This is a genomic window from Methylobacterium sp. Leaf85 (assembly GCF_001422125.1).
In the GTDB taxonomy this organism is placed as follows: Bacteria; Pseudomonadota; Alphaproteobacteria; order Rhizobiales; family Beijerinckiaceae; genus Methylobacterium; species Methylobacterium bullatum.
In genome coordinates this window covers 1-19,768 of the sequence record NZ_LMME01000013.1, presented here as the reverse complement: position 1 = coordinate 19,768, position 19,768 = coordinate 1, and the positions used below count along the sequence as shown (strand labels likewise).

16 protein-coding genes, 5 pseudogenes and 1 other annotated feature are annotated in these 19,768 nt (G+C 66.8%); of the genes and pseudogenes, 2 read left to right on the top strand and 19 right to left on the bottom strand.

Features of this window, described 5'->3' with window-relative positions; genetic code table 11:
• Nucleotides 1–57: 57 nt before the first annotated feature.
• The 19 genes and pseudogenes from ASF08_RS10810 to ASF08_RS10735 all read right to left on the bottom strand — a co-directional run bounded on the left by ASF08_RS10810 (nt 58) and on the right by ASF08_RS10735 (nt 17,378).
• A complete protein-coding gene (locus tag ASF08_RS10810) occupies nt 58–462 on the bottom strand; it encodes a hypothetical protein (protein WP_056144888.1) in 405 nt (134 codons plus the stop codon).
• 1 nt (nt 463) lies between these two features.
• Nucleotides 464–1,222, bottom strand: a complete 759-nt coding sequence (gene fliR / locus ASF08_RS10805; protein WP_056144885.1) for a flagellar biosynthesis protein FliR — start codon at nt 1,220–1,222, stop codon at nt 464–466.
• 91 nt (nt 1,223–1,313) lie between these two features.
• Nucleotides 1,314–3,395, bottom strand: coding sequence for a flagellar biosynthesis protein FlhA (flhA, locus tag ASF08_RS10800; RefSeq protein WP_056144883.1), 2,082 nt, complete (start codon nt 3,393–3,395; stop codon nt 1,314–1,316).
• A gap of 209 nt (nt 3,396–3,604) precedes the next feature.
• Nucleotides 3,605–3,871: a flagellar biosynthetic protein FliQ gene (locus ASF08_RS10795; protein ID WP_056144880.1), complete on the bottom strand. Its 267-nt coding sequence runs from the start codon at nt 3,869–3,871 to the stop codon at nt 3,605–3,607.
• Nucleotides 3,872–4,125: 254 nt separating this feature from the next.
• On the bottom strand, nt 4,126–4,548 hold the full coding sequence (gene flgD, locus ASF08_RS10790; protein ID WP_056144878.1) for a flagellar hook assembly protein FlgD: 423 nt from the start codon (nt 4,546–4,548) through the stop codon (nt 4,126–4,128).
• On the bottom strand, nt 4,545–5,003 hold the full coding sequence (gene flbT, locus ASF08_RS10785; RefSeq protein ID WP_200931845.1) for a flagellar biosynthesis repressor FlbT: 459 nt from the start codon (nt 5,001–5,003) through the stop codon (nt 4,545–4,547). The genes flgD and flbT overlap by 4 nt, the downstream gene beginning before the upstream one ends.
• A complete protein-coding gene (flaF, locus tag ASF08_RS10780; RefSeq protein ID WP_056144871.1) occupies nt 5,000–5,347 on the bottom strand; it encodes a flagellar biosynthesis regulator FlaF in 348 nt (115 codons plus the stop codon). The genes flbT and flaF overlap by 4 nt, the downstream gene beginning before the upstream one ends.
• Nucleotides 5,348–5,410: 63 nt before the next feature.
• A complete protein-coding gene (locus ASF08_RS10775) occupies nt 5,411–6,448 on the bottom strand; it encodes a flagellar hook-associated family protein (RefSeq protein WP_056144867.1) in 1,038 nt (345 codons plus the stop codon).
• 3 nt (nt 6,449–6,451) lie between these two features.
• Nucleotides 6,452–7,900: a flagellar hook-associated protein FlgK gene (gene flgK, locus ASF08_RS10770; protein ID WP_056144863.1), complete on the bottom strand. Its 1,449-nt coding sequence runs from the start codon at nt 7,898–7,900 to the stop codon at nt 6,452–6,454.
• Nucleotides 7,901–8,003: 103 nt separating this feature from the next.
• Nucleotides 8,004–9,254, bottom strand: a complete 1,251-nt coding sequence (locus ASF08_RS10765; RefSeq protein ID WP_056144860.1) for a flagellar hook protein FlgE — start codon at nt 9,252–9,254, stop codon at nt 8,004–8,006.
• 117 nt (nt 9,255–9,371) lie between these two features.
• Nucleotides 9,372–10,697 carry a flagellar protein export ATPase FliI gene (fliI, locus tag ASF08_RS10760; RefSeq protein WP_056144857.1) on the bottom strand — a complete coding sequence of 442 codons (1,326 nt, stop codon included), beginning with the start codon at nt 10,695–10,697 and terminating at the stop codon, nt 9,372–9,374.
• Nucleotides 10,698–10,700: 3 nt separating this feature from the next.
• Nucleotides 10,701–11,429: a flagellar basal-body rod protein FlgF gene (flgF, locus tag ASF08_RS10755; RefSeq protein ID WP_056144855.1), complete on the bottom strand. Its 729-nt coding sequence runs from the start codon at nt 11,427–11,429 to the stop codon at nt 10,701–10,703.
• A 4-nt stretch (nt 11,430–11,433) separates the two neighbouring features.
• Entirely contained in the window at nt 11,434–12,213 is a 780-nt protein-coding gene (locus ASF08_RS10750; protein ID WP_056144851.1) for a DUF1217 domain-containing protein, read from the bottom strand.
• Between the two features lie 1,257 nt (nt 12,214–13,470).
• Nucleotides 13,471–13,614: pseudogene (locus tag ASF08_RS25165) on the bottom strand (flagellin); the annotation flags it as partial.
• Between the two features lie 595 nt (nt 13,615–14,209).
• A pseudogene (locus ASF08_RS25765) lies at nt 14,210–14,602 on the bottom strand (flagellin N-terminal helical domain-containing protein); the annotation flags it as partial.
• 390 nt (nt 14,603–14,992) lie between these two features.
• A pseudogene (locus ASF08_RS23985) lies at nt 14,993–15,154 on the bottom strand (flagellin); the annotation flags it as partial.
• Between the two features lie 38 nt (nt 15,155–15,192).
• Nucleotides 15,193–15,504 carry a flagellin gene (locus tag ASF08_RS26210; protein WP_443136814.1) on the bottom strand — a complete coding sequence of 104 codons (312 nt, stop codon included), beginning with the start codon at nt 15,502–15,504 and terminating at the stop codon, nt 15,193–15,195.
• Nucleotides 15,505–15,840: 336 nt separating this feature from the next.
• Nucleotides 15,841–16,233: pseudogene (locus ASF08_RS26205) on the bottom strand (flagellin N-terminal helical domain-containing protein); the annotation flags it as partial.
• A 461-nt stretch (nt 16,234–16,694) separates the two neighbouring features.
• On the bottom strand, nt 16,695–17,378 hold the full coding sequence (locus ASF08_RS10735; RefSeq protein ID WP_056144842.1) for a response regulator transcription factor: 684 nt from the start codon (nt 17,376–17,378) through the stop codon (nt 16,695–16,697).
• Nucleotides 17,379–17,674: 296 nt separating this feature from the next.
• Between ASF08_RS10735 and ASF08_RS23980 the strand changes: the two are divergent.
• Nucleotides 17,675–17,993, top strand: a pseudogene (locus ASF08_RS23980) (transposase); the annotation flags it as partial.
• Nucleotides 17,913–18,039, top strand: a sequence feature (AL1L pseudoknot). It overlaps the preceding pseudogene by 81 nt.
• Nucleotides 18,040–18,549: 510 nt before the next feature.
• Nucleotides 18,550–19,662 (top strand): Arm DNA-binding domain-containing protein, encoded by a 1,113-nt coding sequence (locus ASF08_RS10730; RefSeq protein WP_244474501.1) that lies wholly within the window; start codon nt 18,550–18,552, stop codon nt 19,660–19,662.
• The last annotated feature ends 106 nt before the right edge of the window (nt 19,663–19,768 follow it).

Sequence of the window (19,768 nt, the reverse complement as noted above, 5' to 3'; positions counted from 1 at the left end):
CACGCGCCCCGCGACGATCCGCGGTCGCGGTGCCGCCGTCGACGGCGAGGACCGGAGCTAGCCCGGCCCGCCGGAGGTTGCGCGCGCGACCATGAGATCGAGCTGTTCGAGCATGTCCCGCTGCTCCAGCTCGCGATCCCGGAGCTTGGCGAGACCCTCGACCTGGCGCTCGGCGCGTTTCTCGGCCAGCCCCCGCGCCTGCACCGCCGCTGCTTGGCGCGCCGCCGTGACGTCGAGTTCCGTGGCCTCGCCGGCCAAGGCCCGCAGGCGGCGGGCGGCGGCGTCGAGGAAGAGGCCGTGCATGGTTTCGCCCGCCAGGGTCGCCAGCATCGCGGCGCGGTCGGCCTCCACCCGGACGCCGCGGCGACGGGTGTCGGCGAGGTCACGCTCGGCGATGCCGCGCATCTGGGCCTGCACCGCCAGGAGGCGCTTGGCACGATCGAGGCGCAGGCGAGTCGTCATGCTACCCTCTACGCAGGTAATCGACGTAGCCCGCCAGGAACTGCGTCATGAACTCGTTCGACAGGTAGTAGAGCAGAAGCAGCCCGCCGGCCATGATGAACGGGGTGGCGATGAAGAAGACGGGAATGGCCGGCACGAGCTTGTTGGTGAAGCCGGCGGCCAGATTGACCGCCACCGCGTAGACGATGAACGGCGAGGTGATGCGCAGGCCCAGGACGAAGGCCGTCGTGACTTGATCGACGATCCGAACCAGGGCCGCCTGCGACCCGATTCCCTCGCCCGGGGGAATGCGGCTGTAGGAATCGACGAGGCCGCGGAACAGCTCCCAGTGCAGGTCGGCCGCAAACAACAGGGCGGCGGCGGCCATCAGGATCAGCGCCTCCACGGCCGGCACCGGATCGACGCCTTCGGCCACCGAGCCCGGCATGCCGCCAAACCCCACCATGGTGGCGGTGGCGTTCATCACCGTATCCAGCACCACGAAGAAGATGCGCCCGAGAAAGCCGATGACGAGGCCGGTGAAGCTCTCGGTGAAGATCCATTGCAGCGTCGTGGCGGGGTTCTGCGCCGAGAGCTTGGCCTGGAACAGCGGCAGCAGCAGCGGCGTGAGCGCCAAGGACGTCGAGAGCGCGATGAGCAGGCGCACCTGGCCCGGAATGCGCGGGCTCGAAAATCCCGGCACCACGAGCAGGCAACCGCCAATCCGACAGAAGATGAGAAAGGTGGCGAGAAAGCTCTCCGGGGCGAGAAGCGAGTCCATCAGGCAGGACCGCGCGCGCGCGCATCCACTCGCGGGGATCCGAAGGCGTGCGGCGGCGTGACGGCCCGGATCCGGATGTGCGCCGCCGCCTTCACGAGATCGTGCCCAGCGAGCGGATCTCGACGCCACGGGCGATTTCGAGATGCGAGAGCACGGCCAGGGTCGGGTAGAGCCGCTCGATGATCATGCGCACATAGGGGCGCGCGTCCGGAGCGGTGACGAGGGCGAAGCTGCGGGTCTCGCGCATGTGCTTGCGGATCGCCTCCGCGGCCTCGGTGCCGAACTGCTCCACGAGGCGCGGGTCGATGTCGAACTCGATCACCTCGCCCTTGGCGTCGCGCTTCAGACTTTGGTGGAAGGAGAGGTCCCAGGCGCTGCCCAGGCGCAGGACGGCCAGGGTTCCATTCTCGGCGAGATCCCCGCAGATCTGTTGGGCGATGCGCATGCGGACATGTTCGGCGATCTGTTCGGCGCGCCGGGCATGGGGCGTGATCTCGGCCACGGCTTCGAGGATGAGATGGAGGTTGCGGATCGAGACCCGCTCCGAGAGCAGGAGCTTCAGGACCGCCTGGAGGCCCGAATAGGAGATCTGGGAGGGGCAGATCTCGTCGAGCAGACGCTTGTACTCGGGATCGAGCCTGTCGAGCAGGTTGCGCATGTCCTTGTAGGACAGGAGCTGGGGCAGGTTGTTGCGGATCACCTCGGAGAGGTGGGTGAGGAGCACGGAGGCACCGTCGATGGGCTCGAAACCACCGCGCCGCACCTCGGCGCCGTAGCTGTCGAGCACCCAGCACGCCTTCATGCCGAAGGCGGGCTCGCGGACCTCGTCGTAGGGCACGTCCGGCACCGGCCCCTCGCCCACCACCACGAGGAGCTCGCCGGGGCGGATCTCCTGGGTCGCCACCACCGTGCCGTGGACGAGGATCTGGTAGCATTTCGGCGGCAGGGCGAGGCTGTCGGTGAGTTTGATCTCGGGCACCACGAAACCGTATTGGCGCGCGAACTTGCGGCGCATCTTGGCGACCCGGTGCGGCAGTTCGGAATGACTGGTCTGGAGCTGAGCCGAGACCTGGCGCCCGAGGCAGAGCTCGATCTCCGGGGTCTTGAGGGATTCCTTGACCGATTCGCGCACCGCGATCTGCTTCTGCTCCTCCTCCGCCACGATCCTCGCATCGACCACGGCTTTCTGCGCGGCGATCTTCCTCGGGATCGCGTAGGCCGTGAACGCCATAAGCCCGGAGAGCATCATGAACGGTAGGAAGGGCAGGCCCGGCACCAGAGCGAACAGGAACATCAGGGCAGAGGCCACGGCCAGCGCGCGCGGATAGGCACCGAGCTGGCCGATGACCGCCTGCTCGGCCGTGCCCCGCGTTCCGCCCTTCGAGACGAGGAGGCCGGCGGCCAGCGAGACGATCAGGGCGGGGATCTGCGAGACGAGGCCATCGCCCACCGAAAGCTTCGTGAAGACGTCGGCGGCCTGGCCGAGGGGCATGCCGTGGCGTGTGGTGCCGATGATGATGCCGCCGAACACGTTGACGGCGATGGTGATGAGCGAGGCGATGGCCTCGCCGCGCACGAATTTCGAGGCACCGTCCATGGAGCCGAAGAAGGCGCTCTCCTCCTCCAGCTCGCGCCGCCGCAGCTGCGCCTCCTTGTCGTCGATGAGCCCGGCATTGAGATCGGCGTCGATCGCCATCTGCTTGCCTGGAATGGCGTCGAGGGTGAAGCGGGCCCCCACTTCGGCGATACGCGTGGCACCCTTGGTGATGACGAGGAAGTTCACCGTGATCAGGATCAGGAAGACCACGATTCCGATGACGAAGTCGCCGCTCATCACGAACTGCGAGAAGCCCTGGATGACGTGACCGGCTGCCGAGACGCCATTCTGGCCGTTGGCGAGGATCAGGCGGGTCGTGGCGATGCCGAGCGCCAGGCGCAGCAGGGTCGCGATCAGGAGGACGGTGGGAAAGGCGGAGAATTCCAGTGGCTTCTTGATCCACAGGGCCACCATCAGGATCAGGACCGACAGGGCGATGGAGAAGGCCAGCCCGATATCGAGCAGGATCGCGGGCACCGGCAGGAACAGGATCGCCAGGATGGCGATGATCCCCGCCGCGAACCCGATGTCCCTCTGGGACCTGCGCTCGATAACGATCGCGTCGCTTGCCGCCATGGCGGATGCTTACCCCGTGAATGAACGGGGTCTTTTCGCGCCTCAAGCTTGCGTGGGGATGGGGTCGGGTCACCCTCCCGGCCTGCCTCGCCCGCCGATCCGGATCGGAGCCGATCTCGAAGCCGGGCCTGCCGAACCATGAGCTCGAGGATTGCACTCGCCCGACGGCCGGCGCTGCATGGCCCTCCATCCGCACTTCGGAGGCCGCGTCAGAACCCGGTGACGATGCGCCCGTAGGTCATCTCGGCGAAGGTGTAGATCTGTGCACCGATGAAGGAACTCGTGACCAGGAGCACGAGCAGGATCACCACGATCTTAGGCACGAAGGTGAGGGTCACCTCTTGGATCTGGGTGAGGGCCTGCAGCAACGCCACGCCGATGCCGACCAGCATCGCAGCGCCGATGGCGGGGCCGGCGCCCACGATCACGGTCCAGATCGCGGCACGCACGAGTTCGAGGGCATCGACCTCGTTCATCCGCGCTGAAACCTTCTTCGAGGGACCTTCGGGACGATCCCAGGCGGATCGCGGCGGGTTGCCTCTCTGCGTGCGAGAGAGGTCTGAGCCGGTCGGTTCAATGGCGTTCGCGGGATGTCTAGACCATTTCGGCCGCGCGGGGCACCTCATACTCGGATGCGCCCATTCCTGGCGAATGACGCGTCCGGCGGAAGACCGCGGCTGTGCCTTCGCGCGGACGGACGCCCGTGCATCCCGCTCATCGCCGTCCGGGATCATTCCGACAGCGAGATTCCCTGCATCAAGAGCACGTCCTGCCCGGTGGTGAGGCGGGCGAGCGCCCCCTCGTTGGTGATCCTGACCGACTGGACCTTGCCCGTCACCGTGCCGTCCGAGGAGGTCACGGTGCGGCCGATGATGTCGTCGGCCTGTGAAAGGAAGCTCGACGACAGCAGCGAATCGAGCTTGGTGTTGGTCTTGGTCGCCTGCTCCACCTGGGAGAAGGTGGCGAGTTCGCTGACATAGGCCGTGGAATCCATCGGCTTGGTCGGATCCTGGTTCTTCAGCTGCGTCATCAGCAGGGTCAGGAACGTATCGGCGTTCAGCGACCCGGCGAGGCCGGTCGCGGTTTTGGTGGCGGCGGCCGTGGTCGTGGTCTGTGACGTCGCTGTCGGGCCGGTGACGGTGGTGACGGTCATCGGGGCTGTCTTTCTCTGGCGATCGGGTCGGAACCGGCTGGGGGTGGCATCGCGGCGAGCGGTGCCGCGGCGAGCACCGCCGCTTCTCGGGGGTAGAGCCCACGGATCAACTTGAGCGCCTCGATCAGGCGCCCGGACTCCATGAGCGTGCCCGCCGCGACCACGCCCTCGCGCAACTCGGCATCGACGATGGCCGCCAAAAGTCCCGTCCGAAGCGTGCGCGAGAGGTCGCGCGCCTGCTCGGCATCGGCGGGATCGATCAGGGCGGTCTGGATGGCGAAGTAGAGCTGGCGCAGGGGCGTCGTCGCCGCCTCCGCCTGGAGCACGTGGGTCTCGAGAAGGAAGGTGGCGTCGTTGAGAAGTTCGAGCGTGACCTTGCGGTCCGCGCGCACCACCGCGCCGTTGATGAAGACGCGCTCGCCGGCGCGGAGGGAGAGCCGCATGGTCCGTCTCACCGCAGGCCGTCACGGATCGAGGTGTTCACCTCGATGAGGTTGGCCAGCCCGTGCTCGGGCGAGCGCAGAACTTCGCCGATCTCACGCATGCTCCACAGGCCTATGGAGATGAGGTCCGCCCTCAGTGCATCGGGCAGCGCGTTCTCGGAACTGTGCAGGTCATTGATGAGGACACCCCATAATTCGTGCAGAAACGTCGCCGCGGTCTCGCGGTCGGCGATGCTCGCATCCGGTCGCGTGGCGATCCGCAGGAGGTCCAGGGCGCGGTCGAAGGCGGCGCGCTCGCGCTCGCGACCGATCTCGGGAGCGTCCGCGAGGATCTCGGCGTAGGAGAATTGGTACATCGCTGGATCCGGGTTGAGGGTGTGGGGGCGCTTGATCGGGATCGTGACGGTCGAACGGGAGCGTCAGAGGTAGGAGACGAGGCTGAGCTGGCGCAGCTGCGAGGTCAGCGCGTAGGAAATCTGGATCTGCGTCGTGAGATGGTCGATCCGCGTCTTGGTCTCGGCGGTGTCGACCCCTTCCATGTCCCCGATCCGGGTCGTTATCAGCGCCTTCTGGGAGTCGAGACGCGTGTTGGCGTCGGTGATCGCGGCTTCTGAGCGACCGAGATCCGCCTGCATCCCGATCAGGCCGCCGCTGGCTTCGCCGAGAAGGCCGACGATCCGGTCCGTGGCCACACTCTGCGCATCGGGCGAGAGTTTCGTCAGGTCGAGGGCCGAGGCGAGGGTGTAGGCCATGGCGAGTTTGCGCAACGGTTCGGCATTCGCGCTCGCCGAACTCGGCACCGTCTCGGTGAGGGAGATTCGGCTCGTGAGGGGCTGAGAGCCGGCGCTCGACCAGCCCGCGCTCCAATGGGCCGCGTCGAACTGCGTGGCGAACTCGTTGTCGAGGAAGGCGCTCATCTCCCCGCCCGTGATCGAACCCAGCACGAGATTGGCCTGCGGAACTCCGTACCTGGCCATCAGAGCCGCATCCACCGAGGCGGAGGCGGCCGTCGCCGCCGTGCCGCTCACGGGAGGCTGTCCCGTATTGGTCCCGCCGAAGACGAACTGGCCACCTACGGAGGTGTTGAGGGCCGCCGTCATCGCGGCGAGCTGCGTCGAGGCGGCTTGCTTGACCAGGGCGGCGCGCTGGTTGGAGGGAACGCCGTTGAGGACCTTCAAGGTGTCGTCGGCCGCGCTCTGGATCTGTTTGAGCGCCGCCTGCGCGGTGGCGAGACGCATCGCGGTCGGGCCATTGCCGTCGCGCAGAGCGGCCAGCTCGGCGATTTTCTGGCGCAGGCCGATCGTCTGTCCGGTCCGGCTGCCGAGCTGGAGCCCGACATCGGCGTAGCGCCCGGTGACCACCTCTTCGTTTGCGCGGGCAAGCTCCGCCTGCATGCGCGCGACGCCGGTGCGCGGCGCATTCCAGAGGCTCAGCGTGGAGATCGCGTTGGTCCGCATGGTCTATCGCACCGCGTCCATGAGGGTCTTCAGGAGGTCGTTCACCATGGTGAGCAGCTTGGCCGCAGCGGTGTATGACCGTTCGAGCTGGAGAGTGGTCGCCGTCTCGTCGTCGACATTGACCCCGGCGGCGTTGGAATAGGCGTCCGAGGCGCGCGCCAGCAGGGTCGCCTGATAGTCGGATTCGGTACTCGCGGCCTTGCGCGTGGCTTCGAGCCAGCCCGCCGACGCGGTGGCGAAGGCGAACAGGTCGCTACGGGTGGAAAGCTCCGATTCCGGATCGAACGGACGATCGGCCGCGAGCGCCGTGGCAAGGGCGCGGAGGCGGTCGGCATAGCCCGCACCGGTCGCTGCCGGGGCCGGGTTGGTGCGATAGGCCGTGCCGTTGATGCCGCCGTCGCGCAGGAGGGTGAGGTCTCCACCGGACCGGGGATCGACCGCGGCGTTGACGCGCAGCGCGGCTGCCAGGCCGAATTGTCCGCTGCCCGGCAGCGCAGGGAGGCCGGTCGTGAACAGGCCGGCGGCCCGGGAGACGCCGTCTGTTTCCGCGAACGCGTCGATGAGGCCGCCCGCCATGCCGTCGAGCTGGGTCTCGTAGGTGACGGCGACGCGGTCGCGCAGCTCGGACAAGCCGGCGATGCGCCCCGAACGCAGCGGCATCGGCGAGGCGGCCCCGGTCACCGGTACGCCGTCGACGGTGACGGCATGGCCCGTGCTCCCGCCCGAGAACGTGGCGGTCGGGGTGAAGGCAACGCGCCGGGCGGTGCGCTCGAACAGCGGTACGCCGCTGTCGGTGTAGATCGCCAAATCGTTGCCGGCGCGCACCACCGTGGTGATGCCGAGTTCTTCGGAGAGGCCGGCCAGGATGCGGTCGCGGTCATCCAGGGCGTCGGTGACGTCCGTGCCACTTCCGGTGCCGCGCGTGACGACGGCGTTGGCGGTTTCGAACTGGCCGAGAAGGTCGTTGATGCGCGCGACCGAGTCGGCCATGCCGGCATCGGCTTGCGCGCGCACGGCGTAGACGGTCGCTGCGGCGGTGTTGAGGCTGCCGGCGAGGTCTCGGGCGCGGTCCACCGCGCTGCGGGCGAGTTCGACATCGTCGGGCTGGTTGGCCGCAGCCTGCAGCGCGGCGTTGAGCGCGCCGAGGCGGGCGGCGGGCGAATTCGCGTCGGCGCTGTCGCCGATGGTCTCACGCAGGGTCTTGAGTCCGTCGAGGATCGCCTCGCTGCCCGCGACAGAGGAGGTCGCCAAGAGCTTGCGGTCGAAGAGCGCCGCGTCCGTCGCACGCTGGATCGTGACCGCGCTGCCACCTCCGGCCGCCACGAGATTGGCGATCTTGCGCGTGTAGAAGGCGTCGTTGGCGCCCGCGGTGTTGCGCGAGGCCACGGCGATCTGCGCCGAGGTCGCCATGAGCGACGAGCGGGCGGAATTGAGCGCGAGGGAAAGGCCCATCGTCGGTATCCTGGCGGGCGGATGGCGGGCCGTGCCCGGTGAGGCACGGCGGGGAGAGCGCGAAGGGCCGCCCGTCCAGGGGCGGCCGGGCCATGACGGCTCGTCAGCGCTTCAGGTTCATGAGGGTATCGAGCAGTTCGTTGCCGGTCATGAACACCTTCGAATTGGCCGTGTAGACCGTCTGCGATTCGATCATGGTGGTGAGCTCGGAGCTCACGTCGACATTCGACATTTCGAGAGCGCTGGCCTTCAACGAGCCGAAGCCGCCGACCCCGGCGAAGCCGATCTGCAGGTCGCCGGATTCGATGTTGGTCCGGAAGACGTTGCCGGCACGCGGCTCCAAGTTGTCGGGGCTCTTCACATCGGCCAACGCGATCTTGAAGGCGGCGAGTTTCGTCCCGTCCGCATAGGTGGCGTAAACGGTGCCGTCGCCGCCGAACTCGGTGCCTGTGACGGCGGAGGGGATCCTGCCGTTGGCGCCGCCCGCGAGGTCGAAGCCTCCGGCGAACTGCGTGGCGCCGCTCAAGTCGAGAGAGAAGGCCTCGCCGCCGGGGATGGTGAAGTTCGTCTTGGCCGCGGTGGCCTCGGCACCGGTGAGCTTGCCGTCGGCCCCGAACGAGAGTGTCACGGGCGGGCTCGTGAGAGCGGTCCCGCCGCTCGTATAGACACTGGCCTGCCACGTGTTCTGGGGGATGGGGGGCGTTGCAGCCGGGTTGGCCGGCACCTTGCCGAGATACACGTCGAGCGTGACGCTGTTGCCGAGCTTGTCGACGGTGACGATGGACGTCTTCTTGGAATAGTTCGTCGGTGACAGGGCACCGGTAAGATCGGGCGTGTCGGCGGAGATGTTGCCTCCCATCATACCCATCGTGGACGGTGTGGCCCGCATGCCGAGGCTGCTCATGTTCACCGGCACCATGCCGGCGGTGCTGTTCAGTGCCGGGACCGGCGCTCCGTCGAGGAGGCTGTACCCCATCAGCGTGAAGCCGCCGGCATTGACGAGGTTGCCCGTGGGGCCATCCACGACGAAGTTTCCGGCGCGGGTGAGGAGCGGAGCCTTGTTCTCGTCCTGCACCACGAAGAAGCCGTTGCCCTTGATGGCGAGATCGGTCTTCGAGGTCGTGGAGTTGATCGACCCCTCCTCGCTGATGGCGCGGCGGATCGTCGTTTCCACGGCGCCCGAATTGTACGCGCTGTTGGTGTTGTTCTCGAGCAGGAGCGAGGAAAACTCCGCCGACGTGCGCTTGTAGCCGGTGGTGCTGGAATTCTGCACGTTCTCGGCCACGGTGGAGATACGGTTGGACTGCGCGTTCATGCCGGACACGCCGGTGCGCAGGACACTGATGAGACTCATGACGTCACCTTGCGTGATTGAGATTTGTGGAACACTTGCACGACGAATGCTTGTGCGGAGCTTGGCCGGGACAAACGTGGCCGGGAAAGTCGGGTCTGCATGGAGCTGCGCCGCGCCTCACGACCGGAGCGATTGGGCGAGTTCGAGGAACGCGTCCTGGCTCGGCGGCATGCCGGGTTCCTGGCGCAACGCCTCGTAGATGCGCGGCACCAGGGTGATGGCCTGATCGAGATCGGGGTCCTCGCCGGCCCGGTAGCCGCCCATCAGGCGCAGGTCGCGGGTTTCCTCGAAACGAGCCATCATCGCCTTGAGGCGGCGGACGAGCTCGTGTTGCTCGGGCGTCCAGACCTCGCCCGCCAGTCTCGATATCGAGCCCAGGAGGTGAATCGCCGGGTAGCGGCCCTGTTCGGCGATGGCCCGATCGAGCACCACGTGGCCGTCGAGGGTTCCGCGGATCGAGTCGGCCACGGGGTCGTTGTGGTCGTCGCCGTCCACCAGCACCGAAAAGATGCCCGTGATGGTCCCCGTGCCGTCGAGGCCCGGCCCGGCCCGCTCGAGCAGGCGAGGCAGGTCGGAGAAGACGCTCGGCGGGTAGCCCCGGGCCACCGCCGGCTCGCCGGCCGCCAGGGCGACGTCGCGGGCGGCATGGGCGTAACGGGTCACGGAATCCACGATGAGCAGGACCGATTCGCCGCGATCTCGGAACGATTCCGCGATGGCGAGCGCCATCTTGGGGGCTTGCCGACGCATCATCGGGCTCTCGTCGCCGGTGGAGACGACGATGCAGGCGCGGTGCCGGTTCGGCGCCATGGCACCTTCGAGGAACTCGCGCACCTCGCGCCCGCGCTCGCCCACCAGCGCCACCACCACGCTGTCGAAGCCCGCCGCCCCCGCCAGCATGGCGAGCAGCGTCGACTTGCCCACCCCCGAGCCAGCGAAGATGCCGATGCGCTGGCCGAGGCAGAGTGGCGTGAACAGATCGATCGCCCGCACCCCGGTACGAAGGGGGGCTCGTACGCGCGCCCGTTCCATGGCCGGAGGCGGGCTGGCGTCGATGGATATGGCGCGGGTGCCCGGCACGAGGTCGCCGAGCCCGTCGATGGGGCGGCCGAGCCCGTCGATGACGCGACCTTTCCAGGACGGATCCGGCCGCAGGGTCGGCGCGCCGAGGCGATAGGCCAAGGTGCCGATCCCGGCTTCGATCCGGGCGTCGAACGGTTTCACGGTGACCCCGGCGACATCGACCCGCACCACCTCGCCCACCTGTTCGCGCCCCTGCACCATGAAGCCCATCCGGTCGCCGAGGGCGAGGAAGGGCGAGACGCCGGCGACCCGCGCCGCATTCGCGGTGACCTCCTGGATCGGGCCTGCGACCCGCACCAGGGGCACGGCCTCGCGGGCGTTCGTCAGCGCCGCGCCGAGACGGTCGAGTGTATCGAGCACGTCTCAGCTCCCCTGCGGGCTCAGGGACCGGATCGCCCCCTGGAACGAGGATTCGGTCTCGGCGGTGAGCGTGGCGGCACTCTCGAAGGCGCGCTGGATGGTAATGAGCTTCGTCATCTCGAGGACCGGATTGACGTTGGCGCCCTCGATGTGGCCCTGGATCACACCGATGCGGGTGAAATCCTGGACGGCCTGTGCGGGTTGGCTCGATGTGACGCCGTTGGGCTCGGCCCGACGCAGGGTGCTGTTGGGATCGAGGGTGAACAGACCGAGCGCACCAACTTGATTGACCCCCTGCGAGACGCTGCCGTCGCGCCCGATGGTCGGCGGTCCGGCCTGGGGATCGAGCAGGATCGGCGCGCCACCCGGGTCGAGCATGGCCTGACCGGTGAGGGTCCTGAGTTGGCCCATGGCATCCATGGTCATGCGGCCGTCGCGGGTATAGACGGGGCCGTTCGCCCCGCGCACCGCGAGCCAGGCCTGCCCCTGCACGGCGACGTCGAGGGGAGAATCGGTCTTCGTGACCGGGCCGGCACGCTGCGAGATGTAGGTGTCTCCCGACGACGCGAAGGCCACCGGCCCCTTGCTTGCCTGGGCGAGAAGGGCGGAGAACTTCGTGTCCTCGGCCCGGTAGCCGCTGGTGGAGAGGTTGGCGACGTTCTGGGCAACCGCATTCAGGCGCTTTTCCATGGCGACCTGCGCCGAGAGCGCCACGTAGAGACCGTTCTGCATGGCCTCAGCTCCCCGAGCGGATGCGCTGGAGGCTGAGGAGCAGGTTCGCGTCGAGCCCGGCGGAAGGGCTGTCCGTAAACAGGCCGAGGACCGGGGCGGCGGCGGCGTTGTTCTGCGCGTCCCAGATCGCGGTGAATCGCTGAAGGAACCTCTCCAGTTTGGCCGGATCCTTGAAGCTCGCCAGATCGAGCTTCGTCTCGATGAGTTCCGCCTGACGGGCGAGCGCAGTCTCGCTGGCGCCCGCGTCGGGCAGGCCGAGGACGGTCTTCACCACCTGGGACAGGGCCGTATCGGCGAGCACCGCGTAGCCCGTGGTCACTTCGGGCGCCTTGCGGGCGAAATACAAGGCGAGGCGAACGCCCGTGTCATCGGCGCCGGCATCGTTTTCGAGCTGCTGGCGGTGATACGCCGCCACGGTCTTGTCGTTGGTGGCCGTGCGCAAGGTCGTGTCGGCGCCGTAAGTCTTGAAGTCGAAGACCTTGGCAAAAGCCCTGTAACGCTCGTCGGTGAGGCGGTTGGCGAACGCGCTCTTGGCATCGACGCCCTCGTTCAGGACCTTGCGCATGAAGGCCTTGGCGTAGGTCATGTCCTCCAGGCCATGGGCCTTCATCGCGTAGGCGTAGAGTCGCTGGTTGGAGAGGAGGTCCTCGACCGTCTTCACCTTCTCGATGTTGGCCTGATAATACGCCGTCTCGCGCGCCACCGCGCTCTCCGCTCCCTTGCGCTGGATCGCCTGGGATAGGTTTTTTGCGATCAACCGATAGCTGGTGAAGGTGCTCAGCATGCGGAGGGTCCGGTTCCGGCGGCGGAGGGAACGGTCGGCGCGGGGGCGTCGGCCGGATCGACGGTCAGAAGATGCGCCGTGGGGAGCGCGGCTTTCGTGGTGAAATCCGTAAAGGGGCTCGCTTGCCTCAGGCTGGACCTTGGCCTCAGAGCGGTGTCGGCCCGATGATGGTATCGGTCGTGACGACGACCCAACCCGCGCCCGTGTCCCGGATCGACAGGATGCGCCCGGCTCCCGGCAAGACGGCACCCGGCACGACTTGGCGGAGACCTGACGGTCCTTCGACCACGGCGACGCCGTTCGTGACCCGACGCAACACGTAGCCACGTGCCAGGGCGGGCGTTTCTTCCGTGGCGTGGGAGAGTTGAGGCGTTTGGGAACGGTCGGGGAGCGAGCCGGTGATCGTGGGATCGATGTCGAGGGCCGCCTCGCCCGACGGAGCGATCCCCTTCTTCCATGCGAAGGCGCCGATCGAGGGCGGCAGGATCTGTTGGACCGAGTAATGCCCGGTGCTGCCGACGATGGCATAGGCGGCAAAGCTGCCCGAACCCAGCGCGAGTGTGAAGCAGAGGCCGATGGCTGCGCGCTCGATGGAGGCGTCGCGGGCACGACGCAGCATCTGCGTCCCAGTCGAGGGGCGCTGAAATCCGGGTCGGATGGAGGGGGGGAGAGTCGGTTGCGTCATGGCCGTGGTGCGTGGCACTCGATCCAGCCGACACTTCCACAAGCATGGTTTACAAGTCGTTAATTTCGGTCTGGGACGGCTTGATCGACAGGGTCCGAGACCGCTGCTAAGCCGCTTCGGTTCTGGAAGACCGGAGTCGCGCGGGTGGACGAAGACAAGGCCGATTGGCGGACGGCCGTGGCCCAGGGCGACCGCCCGCCGCGCGCGGCCTCGCCGAAACGCTTCCGCATCCTGCAGCAGGGACGGCTGGTCCTGGAACCCGACATCCTTCTGCCTTGCATCGTGCGCGACCTCTCCCCCCTCGGGGCGAAGGTGTGGCTGACGCGCGCCCTCGCCCTCCCTGACACGTTCACCCTGCTCATCGCCGGGCACGAGCTGCGCACCCACCGCGTCGCCTTGCGGTGGCAACGCGGCGATTTTGCCGGCCTTGTTTTCGTCGAGCCGATCTCCTCCGAGACCGGACTGCACGGTGCGCAGAGCCGGGGAACGAGAACGGCCACGCATCCGTCCGGATGAGTGGCCGCCCGTGCGGAGCCGTCCGGCCTTGGGCCGGACGGCACGTCGCGTCGGTTTCAGCGGAACAGGGACAGGACGTTCTGCGAGCTGGAATTGGCGATGCTGAGGGCCTGGACGCCGAGCTGCTGCTGGGTCTGGAGCGCCTTCAGCTTCGTGGATTCCTCTTCGATGTTCGCATCCACCAGCGAGCCGATGGAGCTCGTGTTGATATCCATGGAGCGCCTTCAGCTTCGTGGATTCCTCTTCGATGTTCGCATCCACCAGCGAGCCGATGGAGCTCGTGTTGATATCCATGAGCTGCTGGGTGAAGTCCTGTTGCGACTTGAGCAGCGTCGACATCGAGCCCAGCACCGAGGCGCCGGTCAGAAGCTGCTGCGAGGTCGCGTCCACGATCTTCATGTAGGCGGCGATGATCTTGGTATCGACGGCGGCGGCGGTGATGTCCATCGTCGCGACCGTCGTCTTGATCTTCGAGGCGTTGCCGGCGAGGTTGGTCTGGATATCGTACTCCGTATCCATGAAACCCTTCTTGGCGGGTGTGGCCGACACGACCACCAGATAGCCGTTGTCGTCCGTCGTGCCGGTGATCGACGATGCCGTGGCGATCGCGGCGAGGGATGTCGCCGACGCACCGGTTCCGCCGGTGGTGCTGGCCGTCTTGTCGTAGAGGACGAAGCTGGAGCTATCCAGCGTGGTCTTGCTCACCGAGACGGTGCTGCCCACGCGGGCATAGGCGGCGACGAGATTCTTCGTGGCGCTGAAGCCGGTCGTGTCGGACTTCACAGAAAGCCAGTTCGAGCCGTTCATCACGGTATTGTCGGCGTAGGTCTTGATGGCATCCAGCGCGACCCTGATGTCGTTCTGAAGCTTGGACTTGTCGGAATTGCCGCTTGCGGCCGAAGTCAGGGCGTTCTTCACCACGGTCAGCTGATCGATGACCTTGTTGAGACCGGCCGAGGCGGCGTCGATGGAGTTCTTGTCGAGGCTCATGGCGTCCTTGAGGGCGCTGAGCGAGCCGTTGTCGGATTTCAGCGTGGCGGCGATGGACCAGTAGGCCGCCCCGTCCGCGGCCGAACTGATGCGCTGGCCCGTGGAGACCCGGTTACTCGTATTGTCCAGGCTGGCGTTGATGGAGCGGAGCGTCTGAAGGGCGACGGTGGCGGAATTGTTGGTGAGGATACTCGTCATGATACGCAACCTATGATCCGAGGAGGACCGCCGTGAGGCGGCTCAGGGACATCCGGGCTCGCACCGGGGCAGTGGAACGGCATCATGCCTTTGCCCCTCGACGGGCAATCCGCTGTGCTTCGCACGCGCGCCGCAGGACGGCGCGACGGACGTTGGGGGAGGCCGGGGTTCGGACGAGGGCCGGACTTTCCGGAGGGCGCCCATGACTGGCGAAGGGCGTCGCCACAGGGCGCGCCGGGCCCCGGCAGGAGGCAAACGATGCGGATGAGGATCGCGCCCCGACCATCCGGGCGCGACCGCGTCGGCCCTTGGTGTCTCTCACAAAACTCCCGCTACACTGTCGTGCCGGAAGCGAGAACCGATCGTGATCGGGAGTTTTGGGAGGCACTCTTAGCGGAACAGGGACAGGACGTTCTGCGAGCTGGAATTGGCGATGCTGAGGGCCTGGACGCCGAGCTGCTGCTGGGTCTGGAGCGCCTTCAGCTTCGTGGATTCCTCTTCGATGTTCGCATCCACCAGCGAGCCGATGGAGCTCGTGTTGATATCCATAGANTGCTCTTCCGATCTATCGGGAGTTTTGGGAGGCACTCTTAGCGGAACAGGGACAGGACGTTCTGCGAGCTGGAATTGGCGATGCTGAGGGCCTGGACGCCGAGCTGCTGCTGGGTCTGGAGCGCCTTCAGCTTCGTGGATTCCTCTTCGATGTTCGCATCCACCAGCGAGCCGATGGAGCTCGTGTTGATATCCATGAGCTGCTGGGTGAAGTCCTGCTGCGACTTGAGCAGCGTCGACATCGAGCCCAGCACCGAGGCGCCGGTCAGAAGCTGTTGGGCAGTCGCGTCCACGATCTTCATGTAGGCGCTGATCATCTTCTGATCGTCGCCGACCGTGGTGATGTTCATCGACGCGACGGAAACGCCGGTGGTTGATGCATTGATTGTATACTGGGTGTCCATGAACCCTTTCTGGTAGTTCACGGCGGGGCCGGTCGTATCGGCCTTGACAGTCACAGTATAGCCGCTGGCATCCGTGGCCGAAGCCGCGATGGCCGTCAGAGCCGCTGCCTTGGCGCCGGCACCGCCGGCAGAGGCATTCGCCTTGGAATCGTAGAGAACGAAGCTCGACGTATCGAGGACCGTCCTGCTCACAGAGACCGTGCTGCCGATACGCGAATAGGCGGCGACGAGGTTTTTGGTGGCGCTGAAGCCGGTATCGTCCGACTTCACCGACAGCCAGTTCGACCCGTTCATCACGGTGTTGTCAGAGAAGTTCTTGATGGCGTTGAGGGCAACCGTGATGTCGTTCTGGAGCTTGGACTTGTCGGAGCCGCCGCTTGCGGCCGAGGTCAGGGCGTTCTTCACCGCGCTCAGCTGGTCGATGACCTTGTTGAGGCCGGCCGAGGCCGCATCCACCGAGTTCTTGTCGAGGCTCATGGCGTCCTTGAGGGCGCTGAGCGAGCCGTTGTCGGATTTCAGCGTGGCGGCAATGGCCCAGTAGGCTGCCCCGTCCGCGGCCGAACTGATGCGCTGGCCCGTGGAGACCCGGTTGCTCGTGGTGTCCAGGCCAGCATTGATCGTGCGCAGCGTCTGCAGCGCGATGGTGGCCGAGTTGTTGGTCAGAATACTCGTCATGATGTACGACCTGCCGTGCGAGAGGTGTCGAAGAGAAAAGTCTCAGGGACATCCGGGCTCGCACCGGGACAACGAAACGGCATCATGCCTTCGCCCCCTTGGGGCGATCCGCTGTGCTTGGCCGCGCCGCCCCGGCAGGGACGTCGCAGTCGTGAGCAGCCTGAAGCCGGAGGCTGCGACCCGCCTCCCGGCTCCATTGTTCCGCAACCCGTCGTTTTGGGCCGCGCCTACCGACACCCGGACAATTGACCGGCGTTCGTCACCTAAGCGTTAAATGGCCGGCTTCCCCCGGCAGCGGGGTTCGGCGCCTGTGGACAAGGGGGATACCGCGGCGAAGGCGAAACCGCCTCGCGGCTCGCGTTCGCTCCGTCCGGTCGCGGAAACGAGAATGCCCGCCGATCCGGAGGACGGCGGGCATTCTCGGGTGGGGCGTGGGCTCGTGCGGCTCGTGCACGCCGGGCTCAGCCGGCGAAGGTGTAGCCGGCCAGACGCTTGGCCTCGATGGGATCGTAGCCGAGGCGCATCCGAAGCTTCTTGCGCAGCTTGCTGATGTGTCCCTCGACCACGCTCTCCTCCACGTCGCTGCCATGATCGGCGTAGACGGCGTTGAAGATCTGAGCGCGGGTGAGCTGCCTGCCCCGGTTGCGGGCGAAATGCTCGAGAATATGGCGCTCGCGCCGGGGCAGTATGAGACTTTCCCCATCGATCTCGGGATCACGTCCGTCGGCGAACACCCTGAGGCGCCCCTGACGATCCTGAGCCGGAGCGCTTTGCTCCCCGGCACGCAGGCCGCGACGACGGATTGCTTCGGCCCGAGCCAGGATCTCGCGGACATGAACCGGACGACGCACCACGTCGTCTATGCCGGCGGTGAACAGGTCTAGGGTCTGCTCCAGGGATCGGCTTTCGTTGAGGGCGATGATCGGCGCCTGGGAGACGGTACGGATCGCGGCCGTGCAGACCGCGCGCTCCTCGCACTCGCCGAGGACGAATCCCCGGACGGCGTCGAGATCGCCCGCCGAACTTTCGCTAAGCCATGCCTTGAACGCGAAGCCCGGAAGGCTGCGCGCCGGAACCGATTGGGCGTCGAAGCCCGCGATATACTCCGCAGCCACGTATTGCCGCTCATCAACTACGATGTACATCTCAGCCCCGCTGATGCTGTGGATACACGAGCGGTTTTCGAATGTTGCCCAAGTCGTCGTCACTCGAAGAGTGACCACTATACCTGAACTAATTCATCTCAAGACAAGGCGACGTCATCGTCTGGAAGTTGATGATCGCCGCGGCTTGTTGTGCCGCATTAATTATCTTTCTTTAAGATAATGGTTAATTTTTAATTAACTGTCGCCGGATCCTTGGATCCCCCTACGCTCAGCGCCGGAGGATACGCAGTTTGCATCGCATCCCTTCAGGCTCATCGACCCGCGACGGCTTTGCGATGACGAAGCGAAGCCCACCGTATCCCCCTGAGGTCCGTGCCCGCGCGGTACGGATGGTCCTGGACCACCAGGGCGAGCATGCCTCGCAATGGGCTGCGATCACCTCGATCGCAGCCAAGATCGGCGGCCCGAGCACGGACGAACGCGAGCGGATCAAGGCGCTGGAGCGGGAGAACCGCGAGTTGCGTGAGACCAACGAACCGAAGGACCGCGCAGCGCGATCCTCCGGAAGGCGTTGGCGTATTTTGCGGTTGCCGAGCTCGACCGCCGGTCACGGACATGATCGCCTTCATCGACGATCACCGCGACACCTACGGGGGCGTCCTTCGACAGGCTCAGCACGAGGCCGATCTGCAGGGTCCCGCCTGTGACGGACGGCCGCCGATAGCCCGCTCGACGTCGTCGAGGGCTGCCAGTGGATCGGACCAGCCGGCTGCACGGGCTGCGCGCAGTCGCGAGAGGGGTGTCGTCCTGGCTGTCGCCTCGCAGCTCGCACCCGTGCCGCCCAGAGGCCGAGGTCCGCCGAATCGACAAGCTCTTCAAGATCGCCCGGCAGCAGATCAACGGGGCGTGAAAACGATTCGTCGGTGGTATCCACCGCCCAGGCAAACAGCCGCAGGATGCTAAGCCCCTGCCCCATTGGGCCAGGGTCAAAAGGCTTTTCAGGATGGAGAGAGTGGAGCGGGTACCGGGAATCGAACCCGGGTATTCAGCTTGGAAGGACGATCCCCCGGGCTTTACGCCTCGCCCCCTCCCCGGCGCTGCCTGCGCAACCCGTTAATCCTGCAGTGCTTTTCCCGGTGGACCGCTTCCGGGGACTCTTGCGCCGGCTCGCCGGACGTGTGGTATCCACGTGGTATCCACGGAGACGGGCATGGCGACATCGCGGGGCACATACGCACGGGAACGGACCCGACTGACGGCCGAGCACGTGAAAAAGGCGGGCCGGATGATCGCCGCCGGCAAGGTCCCCGGGCGGGGGATCGACTTCTCGGACGAGGCCTGCCCCGGCCTGACACTGCGCGTCACGCCCTTGTCCGGCACCTGGCTCCTGAAGACCAGGACCTCGACCATCCGACTGGGCGACATGGCGGCCGTGCCATTGGCGGCCGCGCGCGTGGCCGCCGAACGAACACGGGTGGACCTCCGGGACGGACGGGACCCCAGGCCCGACGTGCGGGTCTACGCGCATGCCATGGCCACGACCGGCGGCGACCACGAGACCGCGGCGGACGCGGCATGGCCCGTCGAGATCGAACGGCAATCCGATGAGGACCGGCGGCGGCACGGCCCATGGGAATGGCGCGACCTGGTCGACCTCTTCCTTGAGGAGAAGCGCCCCGATCTCGACCCCGACTACTTCCCCGCCTACGCCTCGTACCTCCGCCACAAGGCCTTCGACCGGATCGCCCGGCGCCCGGTCCGCGAGGTCACGGCCACCGACCTGCAGGGGATCCGGAACACAATCATTGCGGAGCACTCGAAGAGCGCGGCCGCCCGGGCCGTACGCCAGGGACGGGAGATGCTCGACTGGGCCTGGTCGAACCATAGCGGCGTGTCCGGCATGGCGAAGGCGACTGAGAAGTGGCCGTTGTGGAAGGATCAGTGGTCGATCAAGTACCGGCCCGGGAAGCGCAGGCATGCGCCCGAGATCGACGAGCTCGCCCGGACCATGGCCGTGGCCGAGCGATACCGGACGCTCGGTCAGACGGAACACGCGACCGCGCCGGGCACCCTGGCAATGTTGTGGTTCACGGTCCTGACCGGCCAGCGCACGGGCGCCGTCGCCGAGACGGCCCGCTTGGACGTTGCCCCGATCGCGGAGGATGCCGGCGTCCCGGGGCCGGGCTGGAGGGCGGTGACCTGGAGCGCGGGCGTGATGAAGGAGGATCGCCCGTTCGTGCTCCCCCTCCCCCCGGGGGCCTGGTACGTGATCGACCGCGTGCTCGCCGAGGATCCGGACCGTGAGACTAATCGCTGTGTGTAGGGCGGTGACAAAACCATCCACTGGAGCGTCGGCGGGGTGCTGATGCGGGCGGAGTAAAATCCGGCCAGTGGAGAAGCTTCTCTTTCGAGAGGAGCTGAGGATGTTT